The sequence below is a fragment of the Streptomyces sp. NPDC028991 genome (genome assembly GCF_055564775.1).
Map to the genome: position 1 here is coordinate 56,276 of NZ_JBVHVP010000004.1, position 23,252 is coordinate 79,527.

Here is a 23,252-nt window from a genome sequence, read left to right on the forward strand (position 1 = left end):
GTGGGGCGAGCGAGGGTATGCGCAGACCGAAGCGGTGGTGGGGGCGGAAGAGCACACCGGCGAAGGTGGAGACGTACACGCGGTGGTCGTTCCACTTCTTCGGGGTCATCGAGATCCTCGTGATCCTCCTGCCCGGCGTCGCAAAGGCCGGACCGCGCCTCGCGACCGGGCTGTCCCTGGCGGCCCTCGTACACGCCGCGGTCTGCATGCTGGTCGCCTCCCAGTCCCTGGACTGGACCCTCGGTCGACGGGCACAGCCGGTGCGGCTGCTGTGGGTGCTCGCCGCCCTCACCGCGGTGATCGCCGTCGGCGCGATCGGGCTCGCGGAGCGCGGCCCGAGTGGCGACGCCGTGGACACCGCGGCGAGGACGGTCTTCAGTGTCGTGCTGTGCTTCGGGGCCGGCATCATCGCCCTCGGAGTGCGGGACCGGCGGCGGGTGGTCGCCATCGTCGGCGGCTTCGCGTTCGGCGCCGGGGTCGTGTCCTTCCCGCTGGGCCTGCCGGGCCTCGCCGCGCTCGCGATGGCGTGCAGCGTGCTGGTGGGGGGCGCGTTTCTGTCCTTCACCTCGATCTTCTCGGTCTGGCTGCTCAACGCCGTCTACGCCCTCGACGAGGCCAAGGAGACCCGGACCCGGCTCGCGGTCGCTGAGGAACGGCTGCGGTTCGGACGCGATCTGCACGACGTGATGGGCCGGAACCTGGCGGTGATCGCGCTCAAGAGCGAACTGGCCGTCCAGCTCTCCCGGCGCGGACGGCCCGAGGCGGTGGAGCAGATGATCGAGGTACAGCGCATCGCCCAGGAGTCGCAGCGGGAGGTCCGGGACGTCGTACGCGGCTACCGCGAGGTCGCCCTGGAGGTCGAACTGGCCGGCGCCCGGAGTGTGCTCTCGGCGGCCGGCATCGTCTCGGAGGTCACCGGCGAGACGGCCGGACTGCCCCCAGAGGTCCAGTCGGCCCTCGGCTGGGTGGTACGGGAGGCGACGACGAACGTGTTGCGGCACGGCAACGCGGAGAAGTGCGCCGTGACGGTACGGATTTCGGAGGGGCGTGTGGTGCTGACGGTGGAGAACGACGGGGCGGCGGAGGAGACCGGCGCAAGATCCTCGGCCGGCTCCGGGCTCGCGGGGCTGCGGGAACGGCTGTCCGCCGTGGACGGCACGCTGGAGACCGGGCGCACCGGCGCGGGTGTCTTCCGGCTCAAGGCCGAGGTGCCGCTGCCGCCGGCCGGCTCGGCAGTGCTGGAGGCCGCGTCGTGACGACCCCCGTCCGGGTACTGCTCGCCGACGACGAGCACCTCATCCGCGGGGCGCTGGCGGCCCTGCTGTCCCTGGAGGACGACCTCCTCGTGGTCGCCGAGGCGGCCACCGGGCTGGAGGCGCTGGCGATGGCCCGGGCGCACGCTCCGGACGTCGCCGTACTGGATCTCCAGATGCCCGGCGCGGACGGTGTGAAGGTCGCCACATCCCTGCGGTCCGAGCTGCCCGCCTGCAAGGTACTGATCGTGACCAGCCACGGGCGGCCCGGGCACCTGAAGCGGGCGCTCGCGGCGGGTGTGCGCGGGTTCGTACCGAAGACGGTCAGCGCCCAGCGGCTCGCCGAGCTGATCCGCTCCGTGTACGCCGGAAACCGCTACGTCGACCCCGAGTTGGCCGCCGACGCGATCTCCGCCGGTGACTCGCCGCTGACCGCGCGCGAGGCCGAGGTGCTGGAGCACGCCGCCGACGGGGCACCCGTAGCGGAGATCGCCGAGCGGGCCGCGCTCGCGGAGGGGACCGTACGGAACTACCTGTCGTCGGCCGCGAACAAACTCGGTGCGGAGAACCGGCACGCGGCGGTGCGGCTCGCACGGGAGCGGGGTTGGGTATAGTGGCTGTCGCGCCACGGGAAGTCCACGGCTTCGGTCACCGGCTTCGGTCACCGGCTTCGGTCATCGGACTCCGTACGCGGCGCAGTGCGAACGTAGCTCAGTTGGTAGAGCGCAACCTTGCCAAGGTTGAGGTCGCGAGTTCGAACCTCGTCGTTCGCTCCATGTGAGAAAGCCCCCGGCTCCGGCCGGGGGCTTTCTCGTGTCCGCCTCGGCGTATCTACGACCAGGCCAGGCCGGTCAGGCGCTCGTACGCCTCCACGTACTTGCCGCGGGTCGCGTCCACGACCTGCTGCGGCAGCGGCGGCGGGGGCTGCTCGCTCTTCCGGTCCCAGCCGGACTCCGCCGAGGTCAGCCAGTCCCGGACGAACTGCTTGTCGTACGACGGCTGCGCGCGTCCCGGCTGCCACTGGTCGGCCGGCCAGAAGCGGGAGGAGTCCGGGGTGAGGACCTCGTCGCCCAGGACGAGGTCGTCGCCGCTCTCGCCCGCGAAGCCGAACTCGAACTTCGTGTCCGCCAGGATGACGCCGCGGTCGCGGGCGATGTCCCGGGCGCGGGAGTAGACGGCGAGGGTGGCCTGGCGCAGGGCGGCCGCGGTCTCCGCGCCGACCTGCCGGGCGACCTCCTCGTAGGAGACGTTCTCGTCGTGCTCGCCGACCTCGGCCTTGGTGGCCGGGGTGAAGATCGGGGCGGGCAGCTCCGAGCCGTCGACGAGGCCCTCGGGGAGGGCGAGGCCGCATACGGTACGGGTCTGGTCGTACTCGGCCAGACCCGAGCCGGTGAGGTAACCGCGGGCCACGCACTCCACCGGGACCATCCGCAGGGACTTGCAGACCAGCGCGCGGCCCTCCCAGTCGGCGGGGGCGCCGGGGGGCAGGTCGGTGCTCAGGACGTGGTTCGGGACCAGGTCGGCGAGCTGGTCGAACCACCACAGGGAGAGCTGGGTGAGGACCCGGCCCTTGTCGGGGATCTCGGTCGGCAGCACCCAGTCGTAGGCGGAGATGCGGTCGCTGGCGACCATCACGAGGTCGCCCGCCTCGTTCCGGTACAGCTCGCGCACCTTGCCGGTGTGCAGATGCACCAGACCCGGAACCTGGATCGGCTCGGGCTTTTCAACGAATCCGGACACGGTTCCTCCCCGTGGTTCTGTCCAATGGCTCCGATTGTCCCGTACGGGCGGGTGATCGGGGACGGCGGGTCGGCCCGAAGCCGGGTCGGGGCGCGGAGTCCGGTCCTGGTCGGGGCGCGGAGTCCGGTCCGGGTGGGGCGCGGGTCAGTCCCGTTTGCAGATGCGGTCCAGGAGGTTGGCGGTGGCTCGCTGGACACGTGGGTCCACGTGGCCCGGGCGGTCCAGGGCCGGGGACCAGGCGAACGTCCCGGACGCGAAGACCCAGGCGCCCGACGGCGTCCGGTACAGCGACGTCTCCTGGTGGCGCCGGGCGCCCTCCGCGTCGGTGTACGGGCTGTGCGCGAGCAGGACCCGCTCGTCGTGCTCGGGGAGCGCGGTGCGCGGGAAGTACCGGTCGGCCTCCCCCGCGACCAGGTTCTCCAGCTCGTCTCCCTCGTGGGCGGCGGTGGCCTCCCAGAGCCAGTGCCCGGCGTTGCGGACGATCATCGGGTGCGGTTCGGGGACGCGGCCGGCGTACTGGATGCCGAGCAGTTGCTGTTCGGCGCGGTCGACCTCCCGCCACAGCACCGGCCGGCCCGGGCCCCGGCGCTTGCGGCAGGTCAGCAGCCGGTCGGGGGCTCCGGACGGGGAGGGGGCCAGCTCGACCTGCCAGTACATGGTGTTGGCGGAGAGGAAGACCAGGGACGTGCCGTGCTCGCGGGCGAGTTCGGTGGTGCGGCGCATGGCGGCGGACCAGTACTCGTCGTGCCCGGGGAAGACCAGGCCCCGGTAGCGGGTGGGGTCGACGCGGCCGGAGTGCAGGTCGCGGGCGTCGGCGTAGGCGAGGTCGTAGCCGTAGCGCTCGGCGAAGCGGATGAAGTCGTAGGCGTGGCCGACGTGGAGGGGGAGGCCGGCGCCCGCGTACGGACGGTCGAAGGAGACGGTCGTCGCGGCGTCGGCCTCGCCCAGCAGCCGGCCCTCCTCGTCCCAGGCGTGGTAGAGGCTGGCGCCGGTGCGGCCGTCCTCCGGGTAGAGGTTGTACGCCTGCCACGTGATGTCCGGCAGGAGGAGCAGGAGGTCGGCGGGGTGGCTGTCGCGGACCGTGAAGGGCACGTGCGAGCGGTAGCCGTCGGCGGTGGTGAGGACGGCGACGTACGCGCCGATGTTCCAGTACGACGGGATCTGGAGCCGCCAGGACAGCCACCAGTGGTGGCAGGAGACCGTGCGGTCGGCGGTGAGCGGCGGGGGCTGGACGATGCCCGACAGGCGGGGGCTGGTGGTGATCTTGGCGGCACCGTCACCGCCGTAGTGGCCGATCCGGTAGACGTCGACGCTGAACTCCTGGGGCGGGTCGACGGTGATGTGGAAGTCGATGGCCTCGCCGGGGGCGGCGGCGCCGGTGGCGGTGAAGCCCTTGATCTGGCGGCGGACGTCGTCGGCGGCGCGCGGACCGCCGCCGTCGGTGCGTCGGTCGTGGATCCTCGTGCCGGATGTGCCGTCCGGGTCCGGTACGGCGTCCTGGTCCGCGTACCAGGCGACGACCTGGCCGGTGTCGCCGAAATACGTCTCGCCACCGCGCAACCAGGGGACGGGCCCCTGTCCAAAGGGATCCGTCACGGCGTGCGCGAGTGCTCCCGACTCCCAGCGGCGGATCTGCTCGGACCCCATGGGACAGTCCCCTCCCTCGTGCCCCCGTGGTCGTGCGTATGACGAACGCCTTTGCCATGTGCGCGATCGGTCCCAGCACATCACATTTCGCGCGCGTGCTGTCACTGTTCGTTGCGAAGTGACCCAAAGTGGAATCGGAGGGTCCGATTCGATGTTCCGGCGCGGCAGTCCCGTGGGGCGGGTCAGACCAGGCGCACCGGCTTCTCCGGGCGTATGCCGAGCTCGGTCATCCAGGAGCGCAGGGGGCCCGGGTCGCCCGTCTCGACGAGGCTGCGGACGTGGGGGGCCAGGTCCATGGCGCGGGCGCCGTCGACCAGGAGGGACGGTCCGTCGAGCCAGTCGAGGCCAGGGACCGCGCCGGCGGTGTCCATCGCCGCGCAGCACACCATCGCCGTGACGTGTGCGGTGAGGATCTCGCGGCCGGTGCGTGGGGGTTGCAGGGGGAAGAGGGGAAGCGCGCGGTCGTCCCAGAGGGCGGTGTCGGGACCGGCCGGTGCCGCGGCCCCCTGGGCGGTCCGGGCTCCGGTCGGCTGCGCGTCCGCCTCCTCACGGGCCAGCTGCGCACTGAGCCCGGCGGCCAGGGCGGCACCGCGGGCGGTGGTCCCGGCGAGGTCGTCATCGTCGTCGACACCGTGGTCGTCCGGGTGGGCGACGCGGGGGAGGTCTGTGCCGCCGGGGGCGCTGGGGTGGTCGGGGTGGTCGCCGCCGGGAAGGTCCGGATCGCCGGGAAGGTCCGCATCGCCGGGGGTGCCGCGCTCGCCGAGGTGGCCGGTATCGCGGCCGTCGCGCTCGCCGTACGGCGGATGCGTGTCGCGCTCGCCGTACGGCGGATGCGTGTCGTGCTCGCCGTAAGGCGGATGCGTGCCGTGCTCGCCGTAAGGCGAACAGGTGTCGGTGTCGGTGGTGGCCGTCGGGTTCCGAGGAGTGGAAGGGCCGGCGGCGAGTGGGGCAGGGGGCGTCGTGAGGTGGTCCAGGACACGGGCCAGGGTCGGGCCGTCCGCGCCCGGTACCGCGCCTTCCGCGGTGCGGCGGACGCCCAGGGTGTCCAGGACGCGGTGGAGGCGGGCCGCGTCCGTGCGCCAGGTCCGGTCGACGACCTCCTCGGGATACTCGTCCCACCCCACCGGGGCCCAGTCCGGGCCGGTCTCGGCGGGCCCGCCGTGGAAGAGACGCGCGGCGAGGAGGGAGACCGCCTCGTCCATCAGCCCGGGCTCCTCCAGCAGGTCGCAGGCGGGACGCTCACCCAGGCGGGAGGCGAAACCCTCGGCCAGGCGGTCGCGGCGGGACAGCTCGGTGAGCGCGGCGACCACGCCCACGTCCAGCCGGGAGGGCCAGCGGCCCATCCGCCAGGCGGGCAGCGCCACCCGGGTCAGCAGCCGGTCCCAGCCCGCGTAGGCGAGCCCGACCTGCTCCTGCGCGACGATCCGCAGACCGTAGTCCACAGCCTGTGCACGCTCGGCGGCCGCGGCCGCGACCCCCCGTTCCATCTGGGCCGCGTGCACGCGGCAGCTGCGCAGCAGCAGCCGGGACACCCAGCCGAGGCCCGCGCACGACGCCCGGGCCAGCGGGCCGCGCCTGTCCGACGAGGCCACCGCCACCGCGGCGTCCAGGCCCCGTATGAAGCGGCGTGCCGCGGCTATGTCGGGGTGCGCCGAAGGGCCCGCACCGGCGACGACCGGGGCGAGGACGGCGCGCAGCTCGCCCACGCGCATCCACCACAGGAAGGGCGAGCCGATGACCAGGACGGGCGCGGCGGCGGTCCGGCGGCGGGCGGGTCCGCCGACGCCGGCCACGTCGTCGTGCTCCTCCACGGGGGGCGGACCGTGGGCCGGGTGGGTGCGGTCCTCCAGCCAGCTGTCGCAGTCCGGCGTGAGGGCTACCGCGGAGGGAGCGGGGACGTCGAGCCGGTCGGCCAGGTCGCGCACCATCCGGTAGAGGTCGGGCGCCGAGTCCTCCGCGATGGTGACCGTCGGGGTCACGGCGGGCCGGGAGCGGGCGACGACCAGGGCGACCGCGGCGGCGGCCGACAGGACGATGAGCGCGAGCGCGGACACCACCCAACGGGCCACGTCCCAGCCCCCGCCGGCGAGGTGCCCGGTGGAACCGCCCACGAGCAGGATCACCGCGGCCCCGGCGGGCAGCAGGGCCACGGCCAGCGCGCGGCTGCGAACGCGCAGCACGGCCAGCGCCCGGGAGCGCGCTGCCTGCGCGCCCATCTCCACACCACCGATACCGGTCACGGCCGGACCTCACCCCCTCCTTGCTGTCCTGGGCTTGCCTACTGCTCTCCGGCTCTTGCTCACTCCCCCACTGTGGCACCCACCACTGACATCGCAATGCCGGTGGGCCAAGTGCCGGAACGCTTGCGCGGCACCATAGTTGGGGCCTTCGTGCCCGTCAGCCGTATGGCGCATCGGTCACCCGATGGAATGGCTTTGGGGAAAGGTGGATGACGGACAGCAAGGGTCAGGCCCCGGTTCCTTTGACGGATCCGGGGCCTGTCGGGTTCGGTGTGCGGGCGTGTCGCGCGGGTCCGGGTCAGCCGCCCGCGGCCGCCTTCGCCGCGATGTCGGTGCGGTGCTGGGAGCCGTCGAGGCCGATGCGGGCGGCGGCCCGGTAGGCGCGGTCGCGGGCCTCGGTGAGGTCCGTGCCGGTGGCCGTGACGGACAGGACGCGACCGCCGGCGCTGACCACGACGTCACCCTCGCGCCGGGTGCCGGCGTGCAGGACGTAGGCGTGCGGGGCGTCCTCGGCGGCCACCTCGTCGAGGCCGGTGATCGGGTCACCGGTGCGTGGGGTGCCGGGGTAGTTGTGGGAGGCGACGACCACGGTGACGGCCGCGTCGTCGCTCCAGCGCAGGGGCTCCAGGTCGGCGAGGTTGCCGGTGGCGGCGGCCATCAGCAGACCGGCGAGCGGGGTCTTGAGGCGGGCCAGTACGACCTGCGTCTCGGGGTCCCCGAAGCGGGCGTTGAACTCGATCACGCGAACGCCGCGTGACGTGATCGCCAGACCGGCGTAGAGCAGGCCGGAGAACGGGGTGCCGCGGCGGCGCATCTCGTCGACGGTCGGCTGGAGCACACTCTGCACCACCTCGTCGACCAGCTTGGGGTCGGCCCACGGCAGCGGCGAGTACGCGCCCATGCCGCCGGTGTTCGGGCCCTCGTCGCCGTCCAGCGCGCGCTTGAAGTCCTGGGCGGGCTGGAGCGGGCGCACGTTCTCGCCGTCGGTGACGGCGAAGAGGGAGACCTCGGGGCCGTCCAGGAACTCCTCGATGACCACGCGGTCACAGGCGTTCGCGTGTGCGCGGGCAGCCTCGATGTCGTCGGTGACGACGACGCCCTTGCCGGCGGCCAGTCCGTCGTCCTTGACGACGTAGGGCGCGCCGAAGGCGTCGAGGGCCGCGTCGACCTCGGCCGGGTTCACGCAGACGTACGAGCGGGCCGTGGGGACGCCGGCACCGGCCATGACGTCCTTGGCGAAGGCCTTGGAGCCCTCCAGTTGCGCGGCCTGCCCGGAGGGGCCGAAGACCGGGATGCCCGCCTCGCGCACGGCGTCGGCGACCCCCGCGACGAGGGGCGCCTCCGGTCCGACCACGACCAGCTCGGCACCGAGCCGGGTGGCCAGCGCGGTGACGGCCGCGCCGTCGAGGGCGTCGACCTGGTGCAGTTCGGCGACCTCGGCGATACCGGCGTTGCCGGGTGCGCAGTGCAGCGCGGTGACGTCGGGGTCGAGGGACAGGGAACGGCACAGGGCGTGTTCGCGGGCGCCGCCGCCGATGACAAGGACCTTCACGGGGTGAAGCCTAATGGGAACGGACCGGCGCGGTTTGTGCGGCCTTCCGAAAGGGCGTCGCACGGAGGCTTGTGACTTCCTCCAGTACGGGTCGGGAGACACCCGGCCCCGCACCCCCCTCCCTTCCCCCTACTCGTGCGGGATCTCCTCGACCACCGAGGCCCCCAGCTCCCGTACCAGCAGTTCCTTGCCGGAGAGGGCCGACTCGTCGAGGTCGGGGTCGTCGTCCTCGGGGATGTCGTCCTCGGGGGAGACCGGGCGCGGCTCGGGGGCCGGGGGCCGGGGCGCGGGAGCGGACGCCGGGTCGGTCGCCGGCCCCGGCGCGGCGGGCGCGGACGGCGCCGGAGCGCGAGCGGGAGCCGGGGCCGCGGGCGAGGGCGAGGGCGCCGGCGGGCGCTGCGCGGGAGCCCCGCTCCCGTAACCGCCACCACCGCCGAAGCCGCCACCACCGGTACCCGGTCCGCCGGTACCGGACCCGCCGGTACCGGACCCGCCGGTACCGGACCCGCCGTAGCCACCGGAGGGGCCGGCCGGGGGCGGAGGGGCCGAGCCGCCGGAGGGGTCGACGACCGCGTCGATCTTCCAATGCACGTTGAACTGCTCGGCCAGGGCCTGCCGCAGCACGTCCTCGCTGCCGCTGCTCACGAAGTTGTCGCGAGCACCGGCGTTGACGAAGCCGATCTGGAGGGATGTGCCGTCGAAGCCGGTCACCTGTGCGTTCTGACTGAGCAGGATCCAGGTGAACCGGCGGCGGTTCTTGACCGCCTCCAGGATGTTGGGCCAGATCGTGCGGGGGTCGACTCCCGCACCCGGCGGCGGAGAGGCGGGACCGGAACCGGCCGCGGATGCGGCGGCCGGCGCGGATGCGGGCGCTGCGGCCGGAACCGGAGCCGAGGCGGGGCCGGGGGCGCCGCCGGACCGGGGCTGGCCGCCGCCCGCCGGGGCCGCTGTGGGCCACCCCCCGGGGCGCCGTCCGCCACCCGCGGGAGCAGTGGTCGGCCAGGCACCGGGGGCGGGGGCGGAGGCGGAGGGAGGTGCCGCGGCGGGGGCGGTGGCAGGTGCGGGGGCGGCCTGGGGCTGCGCCCCTCCGGCGGGACCGCCGCCTTCGCCGGGAGCGGAACCCGCACCCTCGCCCGCGCCCGCGCCCGCGTCCGGGTCAGCACCAGCACCAGCAGGCCCTGCGGGCGGACCGCCTTGAACGGCCGCCGGGGAACCGACACCACCAGCGGCCGCCGGAGCACCACCGCCATTACCCGGCCCGGGCGCCCGTACCGCCGCCCGGGCAGCGGCCGGGCCACCGCCCGGCGGAACCGGAGAGGCGGCGGCCGCGGCACCGGCATGCGCCTCGGGCCCGGGCGCGTATCCCATCGCGGGCGCGCCCGCACCGGCCGAGACCTGCACGCCCCGCTCGATCCGGTCCAGGCGTGCCATCACCGAACGCTCGTCGCCGTACGCGGCGGGCAGCAGCACGCGCGCGCAGATCAGCTCCAGCTGCAGGCGGGGCGAGTGGGCGCCGCGCATCTCGGTGAGCCCCTCGTTGACGATGTCGGCGGCTCGGCTCAGCTCGGCGGCGCCGAAGGAGCTCGCCTGCGACTGCATCCGCTCGATGACGTCGGCCGGGGCGTCGATGAGTCCCTTGTCCGCCGCGTCGGGCACGGCGGCGAGGATCACCAGGTCGCGGAGGCGCTCCAGCAGGTCGGTGACGAAGCGCCGTGGGTCGTTGCCGCCCTCGATCACCCGGTCCACGACCTCGAAGGCGGCCGAGCCGTCCCCTGTGACGAACGCCTCGACGACGGAGTCGAGCAGCGAGCCGTCGGTGTAGCCGAGCAGGGCGGTCGTCATGTCGTACGTCACACCGTCGGCACCGGCGCCGGCCAGCAGCTGGTCCATGACGGACATCGAGTCCCGGACGGACCCCGCGCCGGCCCGCACCACCAGCGGCAGTACACCCTCCTCGACCGGGATCTCCTCCTTGCCGCACACCTCGCCGAGGTAGTCGCGCAGGGTGCCGGGCGGCACGAGGCGGAAGGGGTAGTGATGGGTCCGCGACCGGATGGTTCCGATGACCTTCTCGGGCTCGGTGGTCGCGAAGATGAACTTCAGATGCTCCGGGGGTTCCTCGACGACCTTCAGCAGGGCGTTGAAGCCCTGCGGGGAGACCATGTGGGCCTCGTCGATGATGTAGATCTTGTACCGGCTGGAGGCAGGTCCGAAGAAGGCCTTCTCACGCAGGTCACGGGCGTCGTCCACGCCACCGTGCGAGGCGGCGTCGATCTCGATGACGTCGATGGAACCCGGTCCGTTGCGCGCCAGGTCGCGGCACGACTGGCACTCGCCGCACGGGGTCGGGGTGGGCCCCTGCTCGCAGTTCAGACACCGCGCCAGGATTCGGGCGCTGGTCGTCTTGCCGCAGCCGCGCGGACCGCTGAACAGGTACGCGTGATTGACCCGGTTGTTCCGCAGCGCCTGCTGCAGCGGGTCAGTGACATGCCCCTGACCGATGACCTCGGCGAAGGACTCCGGGCGGTAACGGCGGTAGAGCGCGAGAGACGACACGCATACGAGGTTATAGGCGCCCACCGACAACCGGCCCGCCCCGTAGTGTCCGGCCGCCTCGTGAAGCCCGGCCGCCCCGTAGTGTCCGGGCGCCCCGTGAAGTCCGGGTGCCCCGTGAAGTCCGGCTCCCTGCGAGCTCCGACCACGCCAGGAACGCAGGCGCCCCCCACGCACCCGCCAGAGCCAACCTACCCTTGCTGCCTTCCGGCCCTGGGGGAGTTCAGTCAGATAGCGCCGCGTGAGGGGCTGCGCCACACGTTACCCGATGTGGGGCCCCGAGAACGAGTTCGCAAGCACTCTCCGACGTCATGTAATGTTCTCTGCGGAGGATTCGCCTAGAGGCCTAGGGCGCACGCTTGGAAAGCGTGTTGGGGGCAACCCCTCACGAGTTCGAATCTCGTATCCTCCGCCAGTGCCTCACCGGGCACGATGTCGAAGGGCCCCACCGTTCGCGGTGGGGCCCTTCGAGGTTGCGGGTCGGGTGTCGCTGGTCGGCGGGGCCCTTCAACCCATTGCGGCCGCGGCCGCCCGGGGCGGGCCGTCCTGGGATTTCCGACGCTCGTCGTCCTGCTTCTGCGCCGGTGTATCCGCTGCTGGGCGCGCACGTCGCGGAGCGACACCACTCTCGGCCGGGCAGAGCGGGGTGCTGCGCCACGCATCCCCACCGCCGGGAGGTCCGCCCCCTCCTTGTCACTGACAGCGAAGCCGTGCCGTGAGCCCCGTCCCCGAGGGGGCTGCGCCAGGTAGTCGGCCCTCAGGGCAACACGAGATCATCCCGCAGCACCCCCAGCTCAGGACCTCGAACCGGCAGCATTCTGGCTGGCAGTGCACTACCTGATCAGTCGTACCTACTTCAGCGGTCCTTCGCTCCCCCTCCACGAGCAGGTTCGCATCGTCTGTCGATTCTCCGAGCCTGGATGATGCGTCCGCCAGAGATCGCTGAACCCGGCTTTACGTGACCTTCAATCCTCTGTGCACCTGCCACTGCGAGCACTTCGGCAGCCGGGCCGGCACCTACTTCCCCCACGCCGCCGAGCACGCACGGCGCGCGTACGGCAGGCTGCGGATGCGCCCTGCGGCTCGTCTGCCGCACTGGAGCTGTACCGATTGGCGAGAGTTGCCTAGGTTTGATGGAGAACAGGCCTGTCCAGACTTCGACCGTAGACCGAGTTGAGCGGAGGTTCACTTGTACGACCTGATCTATCTGTCGGAGCAGAAACTCAACGCCTGCCTTCTGGGCGCCACGGACCCCCGATTGCCGTTCCTCAGCGGGTCGCTCCAGTTTCCGGCGGGGCCAGTGACCGCCCAGGTCGACCTCGGCGCCCCGGCAACCAAAACCCTGGTGACTGAAGCGGCGTTGGACCGAGCAGTGAAGCGTTTGGTGCAACACCACGCTCCGTCCACTCTGAGCACTCCGGATTTGCGCCCCAACCAATGGATCGCGTTCGACTTGGACATGGTGCTCAAGACAGCACATGAGGACAGTGGGACAGTGCCGGACGACGTAGTACTGCTCGTAGGCACTACTCCAGCCCAGGATTCCGCGGTCGCCAACATTGGCCTGCTCTTGTGCGGATCGGTTCAGCACTTACGTGTTGAAGCACAGTCCGCCGGACGCTTTGGCTCTGGCACCTCCTGGGTACACGCGATGATCGCGGAGATCGCACGCCGTGACGCACACGGTGTAGGGGTAATTCCGGAGTTCCTGACGGAGATGCTGCCGAATCGAAGCCCGATCAGCAGCATCGAAGACGCCTGTCTCGGCGTGTACTCGTGGATGAGCCGTGACCATCCGCCACCTTCCCGCAGCAGGATGCGCGGCTACGCGAAGGTCCTGATCGACACGGGAAGCCAGGCCGACGTACATCGACTCGTCGTCGCCACTCCCTTGTACGTCGAAAACGCTCCCCAGCGTACCGCGCGGCCGAATTGGTGGCGACGTCGCACAGCCAGACGTGGTCTCCAGCCTGAACTAGCTACCGAACACCCAGGTCGCCACGCGCCTGATCGCGGATCTCGTCGATAATCCCGTGCATGTTGTTGAACGACTCCCACAACCGTCGGCGGGCGTCGTCCACCTGTGCCCCGTCGTCACCCAACCCCTGGTCGAGCACCGTTCGCGCCCAAGTGACGAAGCACGAGGATTCGCCGGCAAACCTCCTGATCAGCGCTCTCACCTCGCTGCTCCAGTAGAGCCGCGCGCCACTCGCCTCGACCGGAACGACAAGCGTCTCCCAAGGCCAGTGCCGCACGATCAGCACCGCCTTGGCATGAATTGACTCCTCCGTCGAATTCGCGCCTGCCCACACCTCGTCGATGGTCCGGCCGAGATCATGCAACCAGCGCCCCAGAGCCTCGTACGCCAGCCCCACCCGTTCTTCCCTACGCCGATCTTTTTCTGCGGCTAGTTGCTTTTGGAACTGCTGTTCCGCGAAAAGTAACTGGGCATCTACCTGACCGCGCATCACTTCCAGATCACGATCGCGTCGCCGAATGGCGCGTGCTGCACCCAGCGCGTATCCCGTGCAGAAGATTCCCGAGATGAGGATTAATCCGATAGCCGTTGACATAGTGAAATGTACCTATTTCTGGCCCCGGCGAGCTACCATGAGGCCATTTCGATTTCCAGCGTGAGCACTTCGACACTCCGAGGGCCCACGCACTTCGTCCCCTTCGCGACAACTTGGCCGACCCACCACGAAAGCAGAGAGCAAAACCGCGTGATGCGCATGGACGAAGGTGGGGGAGGAAGGGCAGTGCGGTCCGTTCTCCCCCACCAGGTCCGCCCTCATGGGTTGCCTCTTTGCCTACTGGTCCGTTTGGTCCGCACCGCCACTTGCGTGAAAGGCTCCATTTTCCACGTCGTCGGGATGCAGCACGGGGTCTGGGATGTTGAGTGCATGCATAAGAGACGCGAGCGTCACCACCCTATTATTGCCCACCCACAGCACACGAAAGGGGCTGGCCCCACTTCGGGCCCTTCGTGAAGCCTGCGACTCCGAGAGCCCTACGGCCTTGAGAGCTTCCTTGAACCCGATGTACTGCGGCAGCAGCTCCGAGAGGTGGTAATAGATATTCTTTCCGTCAATCCATGAACGCCCTACTTGGGCAGGGGTAATGACGGGATAATTAGCTCGACGGTGCACGCCTTCGCGAATTTTTTCGTGAACTTCCTTCACATGACTCATGGCACCCATCCGATGCAGCAGAGCCCCCACTCGCTCGCCGCGAATCCTTTCATCAGCATCCGGATTCAGCACCGATCCCAAGTCAATAATTGAGGACGCGAGTACTCCACTTTCGGTGGAGTGGGGAACTTCTGGAGTCCAGTAGCTCACATCATCGGCGCATGTTTCTTTGGACGGGAACTCCACCAGAGCGCGAGCGCAATTAAAAGCATGCTTCACCATGTCGTCGAGCAACTTGTTCGACATTTCACCGACTGGCGCTTCATCCCATTTCTTGAGCAATCCTTCCATTATTGCTGATTTAATATCGGAAACCTCGTAATGCCACGTCCTGGCGAGGTCCCGCGCCCAACCGTCCAGATTGCTTGCGACTAAGTCCAGAGCAATCAAAAGCCACTTCTCCCTTTCCTTTTTCTCACCTTCTTTCGCCAGAGTGACGATTGACTCCCACGTACGTAGATTCGATTTGGTTTTTGTCCGACCCAGCCGGACCTGATTCCGGAGTTCCCGATAGGTTGGGTGCCTCTTCACCGTACACATTTCGACATCACCCATGTGTGCACAGACAGGCCCTTCACCCAAGTTCCGTAGGGACTGCGCAGTGATGGCGGCAAAAATATTGGACATCAATATCCTCTCGCAACCGACTGGGTCCCGAGAAGATTACTGTGGGGTCTTCCGATCTTCACCTTCCCTTCAGGGATGGACACGATCGAATGAATTTGGTTTGAATGCCCGCACGGATGGGGACCTCAGGGCGTCATGACTGTGGACGAAGTTGCGGCATGATCGACGCCGGCCAGCGTACATAAGGCTTCTTAAAAGCGTTTTATCCCGTCCAGGGTGTTTGGTAAGGCACCCAATGTCAGCGGGCACGCCCGGAGGGGGCCTTGACCCCGAATCCGTGAGCCGAACCACCTCACCTCGATGTCGATACCGCCATCCCAACCGCGTCCGTCGACTGCCCATACTTCGGCTCGTGCGTCGTACAGGCGGTGCACCAAGGCCTCGACCATGCGGTCGAACAGCGGCTGCCCGACACCATCCCATTCGATTGCCGTGGCCCACCTGCTTCTCTGGCAGAGTCATCACATTCGATTCGGCAGCGGAGCCTATCTGTGGCAGGCACGCTGCGGGTGCGACCCCTCCGGAGCCCACGATCAACTCGGAAGGGTTGCAGTTCGGGTTGCATTCACCTCCGTTCGCGGGGGTCCGGCAGGGGTGTCCGGTTGCGCTCCGTCCCAGCTCAGCACGGCGGTGAACCGTGCCGGACTGCACCACGAACTGTTGGAAAGCGTTTGGGGGCAACCCCTCACGAGTTCGAATCTCGTATCCTCCGCCAGTGCCTCACCGGGCACGATGTCGAAGGGCCCCACCGTTCGCGGTGGGGCCCTTCGTCGTGCGTGGGCCGCGCCTCGGCTGCAATGAGGTGGTCGCCGAAGCGGAGAGAGAAGGTCATCAGGCAGCGGGCCTCGGCATCGTGCTCGTCGGGGCAGAGGCTCCGTAGAGATGGCGCAGACAGTCCACGCGTCCGGTTGTCGGCACTCGTACTCGTCGCCGTCGTTCTGCTCTTCGTCTGCCCTCTCACCCCTCGTTCCGTGTCCGCCCCGTCACCGCTCGATCCGTATCCGCCCCGTCACCGCTCGATCCGTATCCGCCTTGTCTCGCTCACCTGGTCGAGCTCCGACACGCGGACCGTGGTCTTCATCGTCCAGGTGCCGGGGAGGGGGAGAGTGAGCGAGTTGGCGCTCCAGTAGCCGCCCCGGTCGACGAGTTCCGCGTCGACCGGGCCGACGCCTCGGTCGGGGAGGGTGAAGGAGAGGCGCAGTTCGGGTACGGCGGCCAGGCTGCCGTCGGGGCCGAAGACGACGGCCTGCACCGCGTTGGCGCCGGTGCGGCCGGGGTCCAGGGTGATCTGGACGGTGCCCCGGCCGGAGGCGCCGATGTCGAAGGGGATCGTGGTGACGGACGCGGGCAGCACCCCGCCCGCCGGTGCGGCCCGTGCCGCCTCGTCGGCCGCCCGGCTCGGCAGGGTGCTGGTGAGCACGGTCGTGACCACCAGGACGACGGCCGCGACGCCGGCCTCGGCCAGGACGGACCGGCGCAGCCCGCGCCGCTGTGCGGCCCCGACGGCGGCCGGCCCGGGCCCGGGCGAATCGGACTCGCACTCGCACTCGGAGTCGCGGTCGCACTCGGAGTCGCGGTCGGAGTCGGACGACTCGGACTCGGACGGTCCGGACTCCGGCTCGGGCGGCTCCGACGGCTCCAACGGCTCCAACGCACGCGACGGTGGCCCGCCCACCGGCTCCGGCACCCGCTCACGTACCCGCTCGTGGTCGCGGGCACAGCTGCCGTCGCGGTCGTGGTCGCGGGCGCGGGCGCCATCGTGGCCGGCAGCCTCCGCCTCCGCGCCCGCCGTCACCCACGCGGCCGTCCATCGCCGCGAGACGGCCGCCACGGCCAGCAGCACGGCCACCCCGGCCAGTTTGGCGAGCAGCAGCCTGCCGTACGCCGTCTCCGTGAGCGCCGGCCAGGAGCCGAGGCCGCGCCAGGACTGGTAGACGCCGGTGACGACCAGGACGGTCACGGAAGCGAAGGCGGTCCGGGAGAAGCGGGCTACCGTGGCGGCGTCCGGGGCGGAGCGCAGGGTGGCGAGCAGGGCCGCGAGGCCGCCGAGCCAGACCGCCGTCGCGAGCAGGTGCAGCACGGACGACGTCATCGCCACCGGCACCTGGATCCCGGTGGAAGCATGCTCGGCGGCGGACCAGGTCAGGGAGAGGCCGACGGCCAGCGCGGCGCCCACCGCGGCGGCGAGCGGAGTGCGCTCCCGGTGCCGGCCCCCGCCTGCCATGCGGACGAGGAACAGCGCGACCGGCACGAGCAGCGCCAGCCGGACCAGCAGCAGCGCACCGGGCCGGGTCGTCAGGGTGCCGCCGAGCGCGGCCGCGTCGAGGGCCGCCGACGGCCCCGTCCCCGCCTCGTACGGGGCACGCAGCATCAGCAGGGCGAGGGTGGCCCCCAGCAGGGTCCACCAGCCCGCCACCAGTGGCCGGCGCAGCGGGGCGGGGTCCGGCGGGCGGCACAGGGCGACGAAGGCGGCCGTGCCGATGAGCAGGGCGGCGGCGAGATAGGCGAGATAGCGGGCGATCTTGTGGAGGGTGGCGGTCAGCGGATCCTCGGTGGGACCGGTGTCCACGGACGCGGTCGTCGCGGAGGGTTTGCCGACCGAGAAGGTGAAGGCGCCGGAGACGGGGTGGCTGTCGGCCGACACCACCCGCCAGGCCACCGTGTACGTGCCCTCGCCGAGTTCGCCCGCCAGCGCGACGCGGACCGTGTCGGACCGGCCGTCGGCGTGCCCGGCCTCCCCCGTGCGCACCCGGTGGCCGCCGGGGTCGAGGACGCGGAAGGAGTCGTCGCGCAGACCGACGGACTCGGTGAAGGTCAAGGTGACGTGGCGTGGGGCCCGCTGGAGGACGCTGCCGTCCTCGGGGCCGGTGGAGCGCAGGGCGGCGTGGGCGGACGCCGGTCCCGCGCCGCCGAGGACGAGCAGGACCAGCACGGTGCCCAGCAGCAGCACCAGCCCCCGGACTCCCCGGCGGCCCCCATCCCGTCGGCCGTCTTCTCCGCTGCGCCCGCCCTCTCCGCGTCGGCCGCCCTTTCCGCCGCGGTCGCCCTTTCCGCCGCGGTCGCCCTTTCCGCCGCGGTCGCCCTCTCCGCCGCGGTCGCCTTCTCCGCCGCGCTGCCCCTCTCGCTCCCAGCCTCCAGTGCGCGCACCACCACCACACCTCACGTCGCATCTCCGTCGTAGGGACCCAGTGCCTCGGGGATACGTACGGAAGCGGGCGTCGCCCCGCTCACCGGAGACTCACGGAGACTCACGGAGGCTCACCGGATGCCGGGCCGGGGCCGGGTCCTCACCACGACGGGCGTGCCGTCACCCCGCCGTCCACCACGAGGTCGTGGCCGGTGACCCAGGACGCCAGCCGCGACGCCAGGAACACGCACGCGTCACCCACGTCCTCGGGCCGCCCCAGCCGTCCCGTGGGTGCCGCCTCCAGCCACCGCCGTACGCCGTCCGGCCAGGCCTGGGCGAGCCCGTCCCGGTCGACGAGGCCGGGCGAGACGGAGTTGACCCTGACTCCCCACGGCCCGTACTCCAGCGCCGCCGAACGGGCGTGCATGACGACCGCCGCCTTGGAGGCGCTGTAGTGCGCGTGGGCGGGAGCGGGGGCGCCCGCCTCGATCGAGGCGATGTGGGTGACCGTGCCGCCGCCGTCCTGGGCCCGCATGATCTGAGCCGCGGCCTGTGTGCACGCGAAGACGCCGGTGAGGTTGGTGTCCACCACCGCCCGCCACTCGGCGGCCGTCATGCCGGGCAGTTCCCGCAGTGGCTGCACGCCCGCGTTGTTGACCAGCGCCGTCAGCCGTCCCCCGCGTCCCCCGCCGCGTCCCCCACGTCCCCTGCCTTCCCCGCGTCCTCCACCTGCCCCGCCCCAGTCGGCGGCCTCTTCGACCAGACCGCGGCAGGCGTCCTCGTCGGTGAGGTCGGCCCGCAGCACCACCGCCCGTCCGCCGCGTTCCCGGATCCGAGCGGCCACGTCCCGCGCCGCCTCCACCGCCGTGCGGCAGTGCACCGCGACCGCCGCGCCCTCCTCGGCGAACCGCAGCGCGATGCCCCGGCCGATGCCGCCGCCCGCGCCCGTCACGAGCGCCACCTGACCGTCGAGCAGGTTCATGGGCGGCACAGTTCCACGATCCGCTCGGCCGCCGCCGGATACCGCGCCGTGAGGCCGGCCGCGTCGCCGTGCTCGTAGTCCCCGTAGGTGAATCCGGGCGCCATCGTGCACCCGAAGAACGACCATGCTCCGCCCGCGGCCACCCGGCCGCCCATCCAGGTCCCGGCGGGGACGGTGAACTGCACGTGCTGCCCGCCCAGGACGTCCGGTCCCAGCACGGCCGCACGCGCGCCGCCGTCCGGGTCGAGGAGCAGCAGTTCCAGCGGATCGCCGAGGTAGAAGTGCCAGACCTCGTCGGCGGGCAGACGGTGCAGCGCGGAGAAGTCACCCGGGCGGGCGGTCAGCAGGGCGACGATGGCCGAGCCCGCCGGACGTCCGTCCGGGCGCTCGGGTCCGGCCCAGGTACGCCGGAACAGACCGCCCTCGCGCGGGATGGGCTCCAGCCCGTAGTGCGCGATCAGGTCCTCGGCGGTCGGCTGGGTAGTCACCTGCCGAACGCTACCTCCCGGCTCAGGAAGGCGAGTTGCGCCTTCTTCTCCGGCAGGTACACGTCCGGCAGGTCGATCTCCGGCAGCACGACCGCCGGTCCGGCGGTGAAGCCCTGCTTGAGGAAGCGGGCGATCGCCTTCTCGTTGCCGACGTCCGGGTCGACCACGATCCGCTTCCGGTCGAGGCCCAGCAGGACGTACGCCATGAGGGCCCCCGCCAGCGCGGCGGTCCAGCCGGACCGCGCGCCGTCGGTTCCGGCGGGCGCGAGCAGCAGGTGGACGCCGATGTCGCCGGGCTCGACGTCGTAGCACTCGCTCACCCGGTCGGCCTCGGGCTCGTAGGTCTGGAGCAGGGCGGCCGGCTCCTCGTCCTTGACCACCAGGAAGGCGTGGTGGGTGTCGAGCGTGTCCATGTGCGCGTAGACACCGGCGACCTGGTCCCGCGTGAGGCCGTTCATGCCCCAGAAGGCGGCCCGCTCCTCGCTCACCCAGCGGTGAATCGTGCCGGCGTCCGCGTCGGTGTCGAGGGGGAGGACGCGGACGGTGCCGAATCCGTCGAGCTCCTGCTCGTGGACGGGGACCCGGGAACCGTACGGGGACGGGGACTTGTGCGGGTCAGACATCGGTTTCCTTCGTGAGCCGGTCGAAGTCGGTGACCACCGGGGCGAGTTCCCCGTCGAGCCACAGGGGCCGCTGGTCCCGGTGGTGGGGCGAGCCGGGGACGCCGGAGGCGCCGAGCGGCACCACCCAGCGGCTGTCCCGCCGGTCGGCCAGATCCCAGACGTAACGGGCCGCGGGGCCACGTGCGGCACGGTCGGTGATGCCGGGTACGGCGGAGGTGCACAGCACGCAGTCGTGGTCGCCGGACAGACGGGGTTCGTCGGAGCTTCGGATTTCCCCGGAGGTCCCGGAGGTCCCGGAGCCCCCGGAGTCTCGGGAGCCACTGGAGTCCCGTGACCCCTCGACGCCCTGGATGCCCTGGGAGCCCTGGGAGGTGTCCGGCAGTGCCTGGGAGGTATCCGGCGGCGCCTGGGAGGTGCCCGGCAGTGCCTGGGAGGTGCCCGGCAGTGCCTGGGAGGTATCCGGCGGCGCCTGGGGGGTGTCCGGCAGCGCTCGCCAGGGGGCCAGGCGGTGGGTGTCGCCCCAGGTGCCCGCCGGTGGCCGTGCGGCCACCTCCTCCAGCGCCGCTCGGACGGCCCCGGCGCGGTCGATGCCGTACAGGTCCTCGGCGCGCAGCAGGTGTTCGAGGGCGTGACCGACGCGCGGCACGAGCGCGAGCCACGGCAGCAGCACCTCGGGGTACGCAGGCGGCACGGACGCCCCCGCCAGAACCGGGTGCGCGGCCAACCGCCGTACGACCGCACCGCGCACCGCCGCGTACGCCGCCGCGTCGGTGCTGTCGGCGTCCATGCGCCGGTCCCAGGCGAGGAGGCGGTCGCGCAGGTCGCCGGCCTCGGGTGTCAGGCCGTCCAGAGCCGTGAGGTGGTGCAGGAGGGGGCCGGCCGAGCCGAGGTGGGTGTCCATGTGGATGGCGGGCATGTCGGCGGCCGACCAGCGCTCCTTTCCGGCGAGCAGGGCGGCGATGCGGTCGGCGCGGTGCGGCGGGGCGAACTCGACGCCGAGCGGGGCGGCCGGGCCGCGCTGGTTGGCCATCACGGCGACGCCGTCGGCGAGGCCGGCGCGGGGCGGAGTGTGCCAGCCGGTCCACTCGTGCCCCGGCTCCCACGCGGGCACCGGGCGCAGGCCGTTGGCGGTGGGCCGCAGCGGCACCCGCCCCGCCACCCGGTGCAGCAGCCCGCCCTCGGTGTCGGCGGCCTGCACGACGTTGACCGGCTCGGCCCACGCGTCCAGGGCGCGGTCCACGTCGGCGACGCGGCGGGCCCGTAGCAGTGGCAGCAGGGCGCCGAAGCCCAGGTCGGCGGTGACGCGGGGCGGGTAGCGCAGGCTGAGGGCGGTGGGGGTGCCGTCGTCGAGGCCCTCCGGCCCACCGGCGATCACCGGGCCCCGGTCGGTCTCGATGACCTCGACCTCGACGGTCTCCTCGCCCGCGACCCGGATCAGCTCCGTGTGCCGGGCGGCGCGGTGCCAGGTGCCGTCGGGACCGAGCGCCTCGACGCCGGCGCCGGTGCGGCGCAGCCGCTCGCGGTACAGGTCCTGGTAGTCGGCCATGGCGTTGGTGATGGCCCAGGCGACCGTGCCGGTGTGACCGAAGTGGGCGATGCCGGGTACGCCGGGCACGGTGAGGCCGACGACGTCGAACTCCGGGCAGGACAGGTGGATCTGCTGGTAGACGCCGGGGTCCTCGATGAAGCGGTGCGGGTCGCCGGCGATGACGGCGTGCCCGGTCACGGTCCGCTCGCCGCTCACCAGCCAGCCGTTGCTGCCGGCGGTGCCGGGTCCGTCGGCGGCGAAGAGGGCGACGGCGTCCGGGCCGAGATGCGCGGTGATGTGCTCGCGCCAGAGCTTGGCGGGGAAGCCCGCGAAGAGGATGTGCGTCGCGAGCCAGACGGCGAGCGGCGTCCAGGGCTCCCAGCGGCCGGGGGTGAGGCCGGCGCGCGCGAACTCGGGGGCGGGGGCGGAGGCGGGGCCGGCCCCGGCCGTCCCCTCCGCCGAAGGGCCGGCCGCCTTCTCCGCCGATGGGCCGGCCGGCTTCCCCGCCGCAGGGCCGGCCGACTTCCCCGCCGAAGGTCCGGCCGGCTTCCCCGCCGCCCCCTCGGCCAGTCCCTCGTTGACGCCGTCGACGTACGCCCGTACCCAGGCGGCCGTCTCGGGGTCCTTCACCTCCAGGGCGGTGAAGCAGCGGCGGGCGGTGTCCGCGAGCCGGGCCCGCCGGGCGAGCCGGTCCCAGGACAGGGCCCCGGGCCCGAGGAAGGACGCGGAGGTGCCCTGCGCGCGGTGCCGTTCGACCTCCAGCTGCCAGGCCCGGTCACGGGCGGTCACCCGGCCCTGGGCGCGGGCGAGTTCGTCGGCGTTGTCCGCGCGCAGGTGCGGGATCCCCCAGGCGTCGCGGTATGTATCGGCGCTCACCCCTGTGCCCCTACTTTCCTTTAGGTTAGGCTCACCTAAGTCTTACGTCGTGGCCGAATAGTACGTGAAGGGTGAAGAAACAATGGGGCAGGGGCGGGGTTGGGAGGGCGCGGTCCTCAAGCTGATGCGTGCGAAGGACTTCGAGTTCACCGTGACGGACGCCGAGGACGTGACGCCGGACTTCCGGCGGCTGCGGCTGACCGACGGCGGCATGCTGGCGGCGACCGGCGTCCACCCCACGATGTGGGTGCGGCTGTGGTTCGACAACGCGGGCAAGCCGCACCAGCGGGCGTACACGCTGGTCGACCCGGACCCGGCGACCGGCACCTTCGGCATGGAGTTCGCCCTGCACGAGGGATGTGCGAGCGACTGGGCCAGGGCCGCGAAGCCGGGCGACACCATCGAGGCGACGGTCCAGGGCACCGGCTTCGAGATCCCGGAGCCGGTGCCCTCCCGCGTCTTCGCGGTGGCGGACCCGGCCTCCCTGCCCGCCCTCAACTCCCTCCTCGACGCGCTGGGGCCGGTCCCCGCGACGATCTGGTTCGAGGGCGGCGGCACGGACGACGGGCTGCCCTTCCGCACCGACCCCGACCGCCACGAGGTCCGTACGGTCCCGCGCCGCGACGCGGGCGCCCACCTGGTCGCGCAGGTGAAGCAGGCACTGCCGGAACTGCTGCGGTCGACCCCCGAGCCGTTCGTCTGGATCGCCTGCGACACGGCGACCACCCGGGCACTGGCCTCGTACGCCCGCAAGGAGCTGGGGCTGCCCAAGCAGCGGGTGAACGCACTGGGGTACTGGCGCGCGACCTGAGTCCGCACGCGCGA

General features: G+C 71.8%; 16 protein-coding genes, 2 tRNA genes and 1 other RNA gene. 6 read left to right on the forward strand and 13 right to left on the reverse strand.

Features of this window, described 5'->3' with window-relative positions:
* Positions 1-17 precede the first annotated feature (17 nt).
* The 3 genes from ACZ4V1_RS10485 (at position 18) to ACZ4V1_RS10495 (ending at position 2,029) form a co-directional block, all read left to right on the forward strand.
* On the forward strand, positions 18-1,256 hold the full coding sequence (locus ACZ4V1_RS10485) for a sensor histidine kinase (protein WP_468332454.1): 1,239 nt from the start codon (positions 18-20) through the stop codon (positions 1,254-1,256).
* Complete coding sequence (locus tag ACZ4V1_RS10490) at positions 1,253-1,867, forward strand: response regulator (protein ID WP_468332457.1); 615 nt, start codon at positions 1,253-1,255, stop codon at positions 1,865-1,867. The genes ACZ4V1_RS10485 and ACZ4V1_RS10490 overlap by 4 nt, the downstream gene beginning before the upstream one ends.
* 86 nt (positions 1,868-1,953) lie before the next feature.
* Positions 1,954-2,029 (forward strand) — tRNA-Gly (locus ACZ4V1_RS10495).
* Positions 2,030-2,084: 55 nt separating this feature from the next.
* Here ACZ4V1_RS10495 and ACZ4V1_RS10500 read toward each other — a convergent pair.
* The 6 genes from ACZ4V1_RS10500 to ffs all read right to left on the reverse strand — a co-directional run bounded on the left by ACZ4V1_RS10500 (position 2,085) and on the right by ffs (position 11,238).
* Complete coding sequence (locus ACZ4V1_RS10500) at positions 2,085-2,993, reverse strand: phosphoribosylaminoimidazolesuccinocarboxamide synthase (RefSeq protein ID WP_468332460.1); 909 nt, start codon at positions 2,991-2,993, stop codon at positions 2,085-2,087.
* A gap of 144 nt (positions 2,994-3,137) precedes the next feature.
* The gene (locus ACZ4V1_RS10505) at positions 3,138-4,640 is read right to left on the reverse strand and encodes a N,N-dimethylformamidase beta subunit family domain-containing protein (RefSeq protein WP_468332463.1); all 1,503 of its coding nucleotides are present in this window, start codon (positions 4,638-4,640) and stop codon (positions 3,138-3,140) included.
* 182 nt (positions 4,641-4,822) lie between these two features.
* A complete protein-coding gene (locus tag ACZ4V1_RS10510; RefSeq protein ID WP_468332466.1) occupies positions 4,823-6,880 on the reverse strand; it encodes a M48 family metalloprotease in 2,058 nt (685 codons plus the stop codon).
* A gap of 298 nt (positions 6,881-7,178) precedes the next feature.
* Positions 7,179-8,432, reverse strand: coding sequence for a phosphoribosylamine--glycine ligase (gene purD / locus ACZ4V1_RS10515; RefSeq protein WP_468332469.1), 1,254 nt, complete (start codon positions 8,430-8,432; stop codon positions 7,179-7,181).
* 129 nt (positions 8,433-8,561) lie between these two features.
* Positions 8,562-10,988: a DNA polymerase III subunit gamma and tau gene (locus ACZ4V1_RS10520; RefSeq protein ID WP_468332472.1), complete on the reverse strand. Its 2,427-nt coding sequence runs from the start codon at positions 10,986-10,988 to the stop codon at positions 8,562-8,564.
* A gap of 155 nt (positions 10,989-11,143) precedes the next feature.
* Positions 11,144-11,238: signal recognition particle sRNA small type (gene ffs, locus ACZ4V1_RS10525), an RNA gene on the reverse strand.
* A 74-nt stretch (positions 11,239-11,312) separates the two neighbouring features.
* Here ffs and ACZ4V1_RS10530 point away from each other — a divergent pair.
* Together ACZ4V1_RS10530 and ACZ4V1_RS10535 are read left to right on the forward strand one after the other, a co-directional pair.
* Positions 11,313-11,400: transfer RNA gene (locus ACZ4V1_RS10530), tRNA-Ser, on the forward strand.
* A gap of 774 nt (positions 11,401-12,174) precedes the next feature.
* The gene (locus tag ACZ4V1_RS10535; RefSeq protein ID WP_468332475.1) at positions 12,175-13,014 is read left to right on the forward strand and encodes an SAVMC3_10250 family protein; all 840 of its coding nucleotides are present in this window, start codon (positions 12,175-12,177) and stop codon (positions 13,012-13,014) included.
* Here ACZ4V1_RS10535 and ACZ4V1_RS10540 read toward each other — a convergent pair.
* The 7 genes from ACZ4V1_RS10540 to ACZ4V1_RS10570 all read right to left on the reverse strand — a co-directional run bounded on the left by ACZ4V1_RS10540 (position 12,965) and on the right by ACZ4V1_RS10570 (position 22,427).
* The gene (locus ACZ4V1_RS10540; protein WP_468332478.1) at positions 12,965-13,558 is read right to left on the reverse strand and encodes a hypothetical protein; all 594 of its coding nucleotides are present in this window, start codon (positions 13,556-13,558) and stop codon (positions 12,965-12,967) included. The two genes, ACZ4V1_RS10535 and ACZ4V1_RS10540, sit on opposite strands and share 50 nt — an antisense overlap.
* A 237-nt stretch (positions 13,559-13,795) precedes the next feature.
* Entirely contained in the window at positions 13,796-14,731 is a 936-nt protein-coding gene (locus ACZ4V1_RS10545; RefSeq protein WP_468332481.1) for a hypothetical protein, read from the reverse strand.
* 1,081 nt (positions 14,732-15,812) lie between these two features.
* Positions 15,813-17,750, reverse strand: coding sequence for a copper resistance CopC/CopD family protein (locus ACZ4V1_RS10550; RefSeq protein ID WP_468333494.1), 1,938 nt, complete (start codon positions 17,748-17,750; stop codon positions 15,813-15,815).
* Positions 17,751-18,090: 340 nt separating this feature from the next.
* Positions 18,091-18,912, reverse strand: coding sequence for an SDR family NAD(P)-dependent oxidoreductase (locus tag ACZ4V1_RS10555; protein ID WP_468332484.1), 822 nt, complete (start codon positions 18,910-18,912; stop codon positions 18,091-18,093).
* Positions 18,909-19,400: a cupin domain-containing protein gene (locus ACZ4V1_RS10560; protein WP_468332487.1), complete on the reverse strand. Its 492-nt coding sequence runs from the start codon at positions 19,398-19,400 to the stop codon at positions 18,909-18,911. Before ACZ4V1_RS10560 ends, ACZ4V1_RS10555 begins: the two co-directional genes overlap by 4 nt.
* Entirely contained in the window at positions 19,397-20,023 is a 627-nt protein-coding gene (locus ACZ4V1_RS10565; RefSeq protein ID WP_468332490.1) for a GNAT family N-acetyltransferase, read from the reverse strand. The genes ACZ4V1_RS10560 and ACZ4V1_RS10565 overlap by 4 nt, the downstream gene beginning before the upstream one ends.
* Entirely contained in the window at positions 20,016-22,427 is a 2,412-nt protein-coding gene (locus ACZ4V1_RS10570) for a penicillin acylase family protein (protein ID WP_468332493.1), read from the reverse strand. The genes ACZ4V1_RS10565 and ACZ4V1_RS10570 overlap by 8 nt, the downstream gene beginning before the upstream one ends.
* A gap of 82 nt (positions 22,428-22,509) precedes the next feature.
* On the opposite strand from ACZ4V1_RS10570, the gene ACZ4V1_RS10575 reads away from it, so the two are divergent.
* A complete protein-coding gene (locus ACZ4V1_RS10575; protein WP_468332496.1) occupies positions 22,510-23,238 on the forward strand; it encodes a siderophore-interacting protein in 729 nt (242 codons plus the stop codon).
* Positions 23,239-23,252 lie beyond the last annotated feature (14 nt).

Coding starts and splice junctions, on each gene's coding strand:
- ACZ4V1_RS10485 (WP_468332454.1), top strand. CDS start 18: ATGCGCAGACCGAAGCGGTGGTGGGGGCGGAAGAGCACACCGGCGAAG.
- ACZ4V1_RS10505 (WP_468332463.1), bottom strand. CDS start 4,640: ATGGGGTCCGAGCAGATCCGCCGCTGGGAGTCGGGAGCACTCGCGCAC.
- ACZ4V1_RS10540 (WP_468332478.1), bottom strand. CDS start 13,558: ATGTCAACGGCTATCGGATTAATCCTCATCTCGGGAATCTTCTGCACG.
- ACZ4V1_RS10545 (WP_468332481.1), bottom strand. CDS start 14,731: ATGGGTGATGTCGAAATGTGTACGGTGAAGAGGCACCCAACCTATCGG.
- ACZ4V1_RS10555 (WP_468332484.1), bottom strand. CDS start 18,912: ATGAACCTGCTCGACGGTCAGGTGGCGCTCGTGACGGGCGCGGGCGGC.
- ACZ4V1_RS10565 (WP_468332490.1), bottom strand. CDS start 20,023: ATGTCTGACCCGCACAAGTCCCCGTCCCCGTACGGTTCCCGGGTCCCC.
- ACZ4V1_RS10575 (WP_468332496.1), top strand. CDS start 22,510: ATGGGGCAGGGGCGGGGTTGGGAGGGCGCGGTCCTCAAGCTGATGCGT.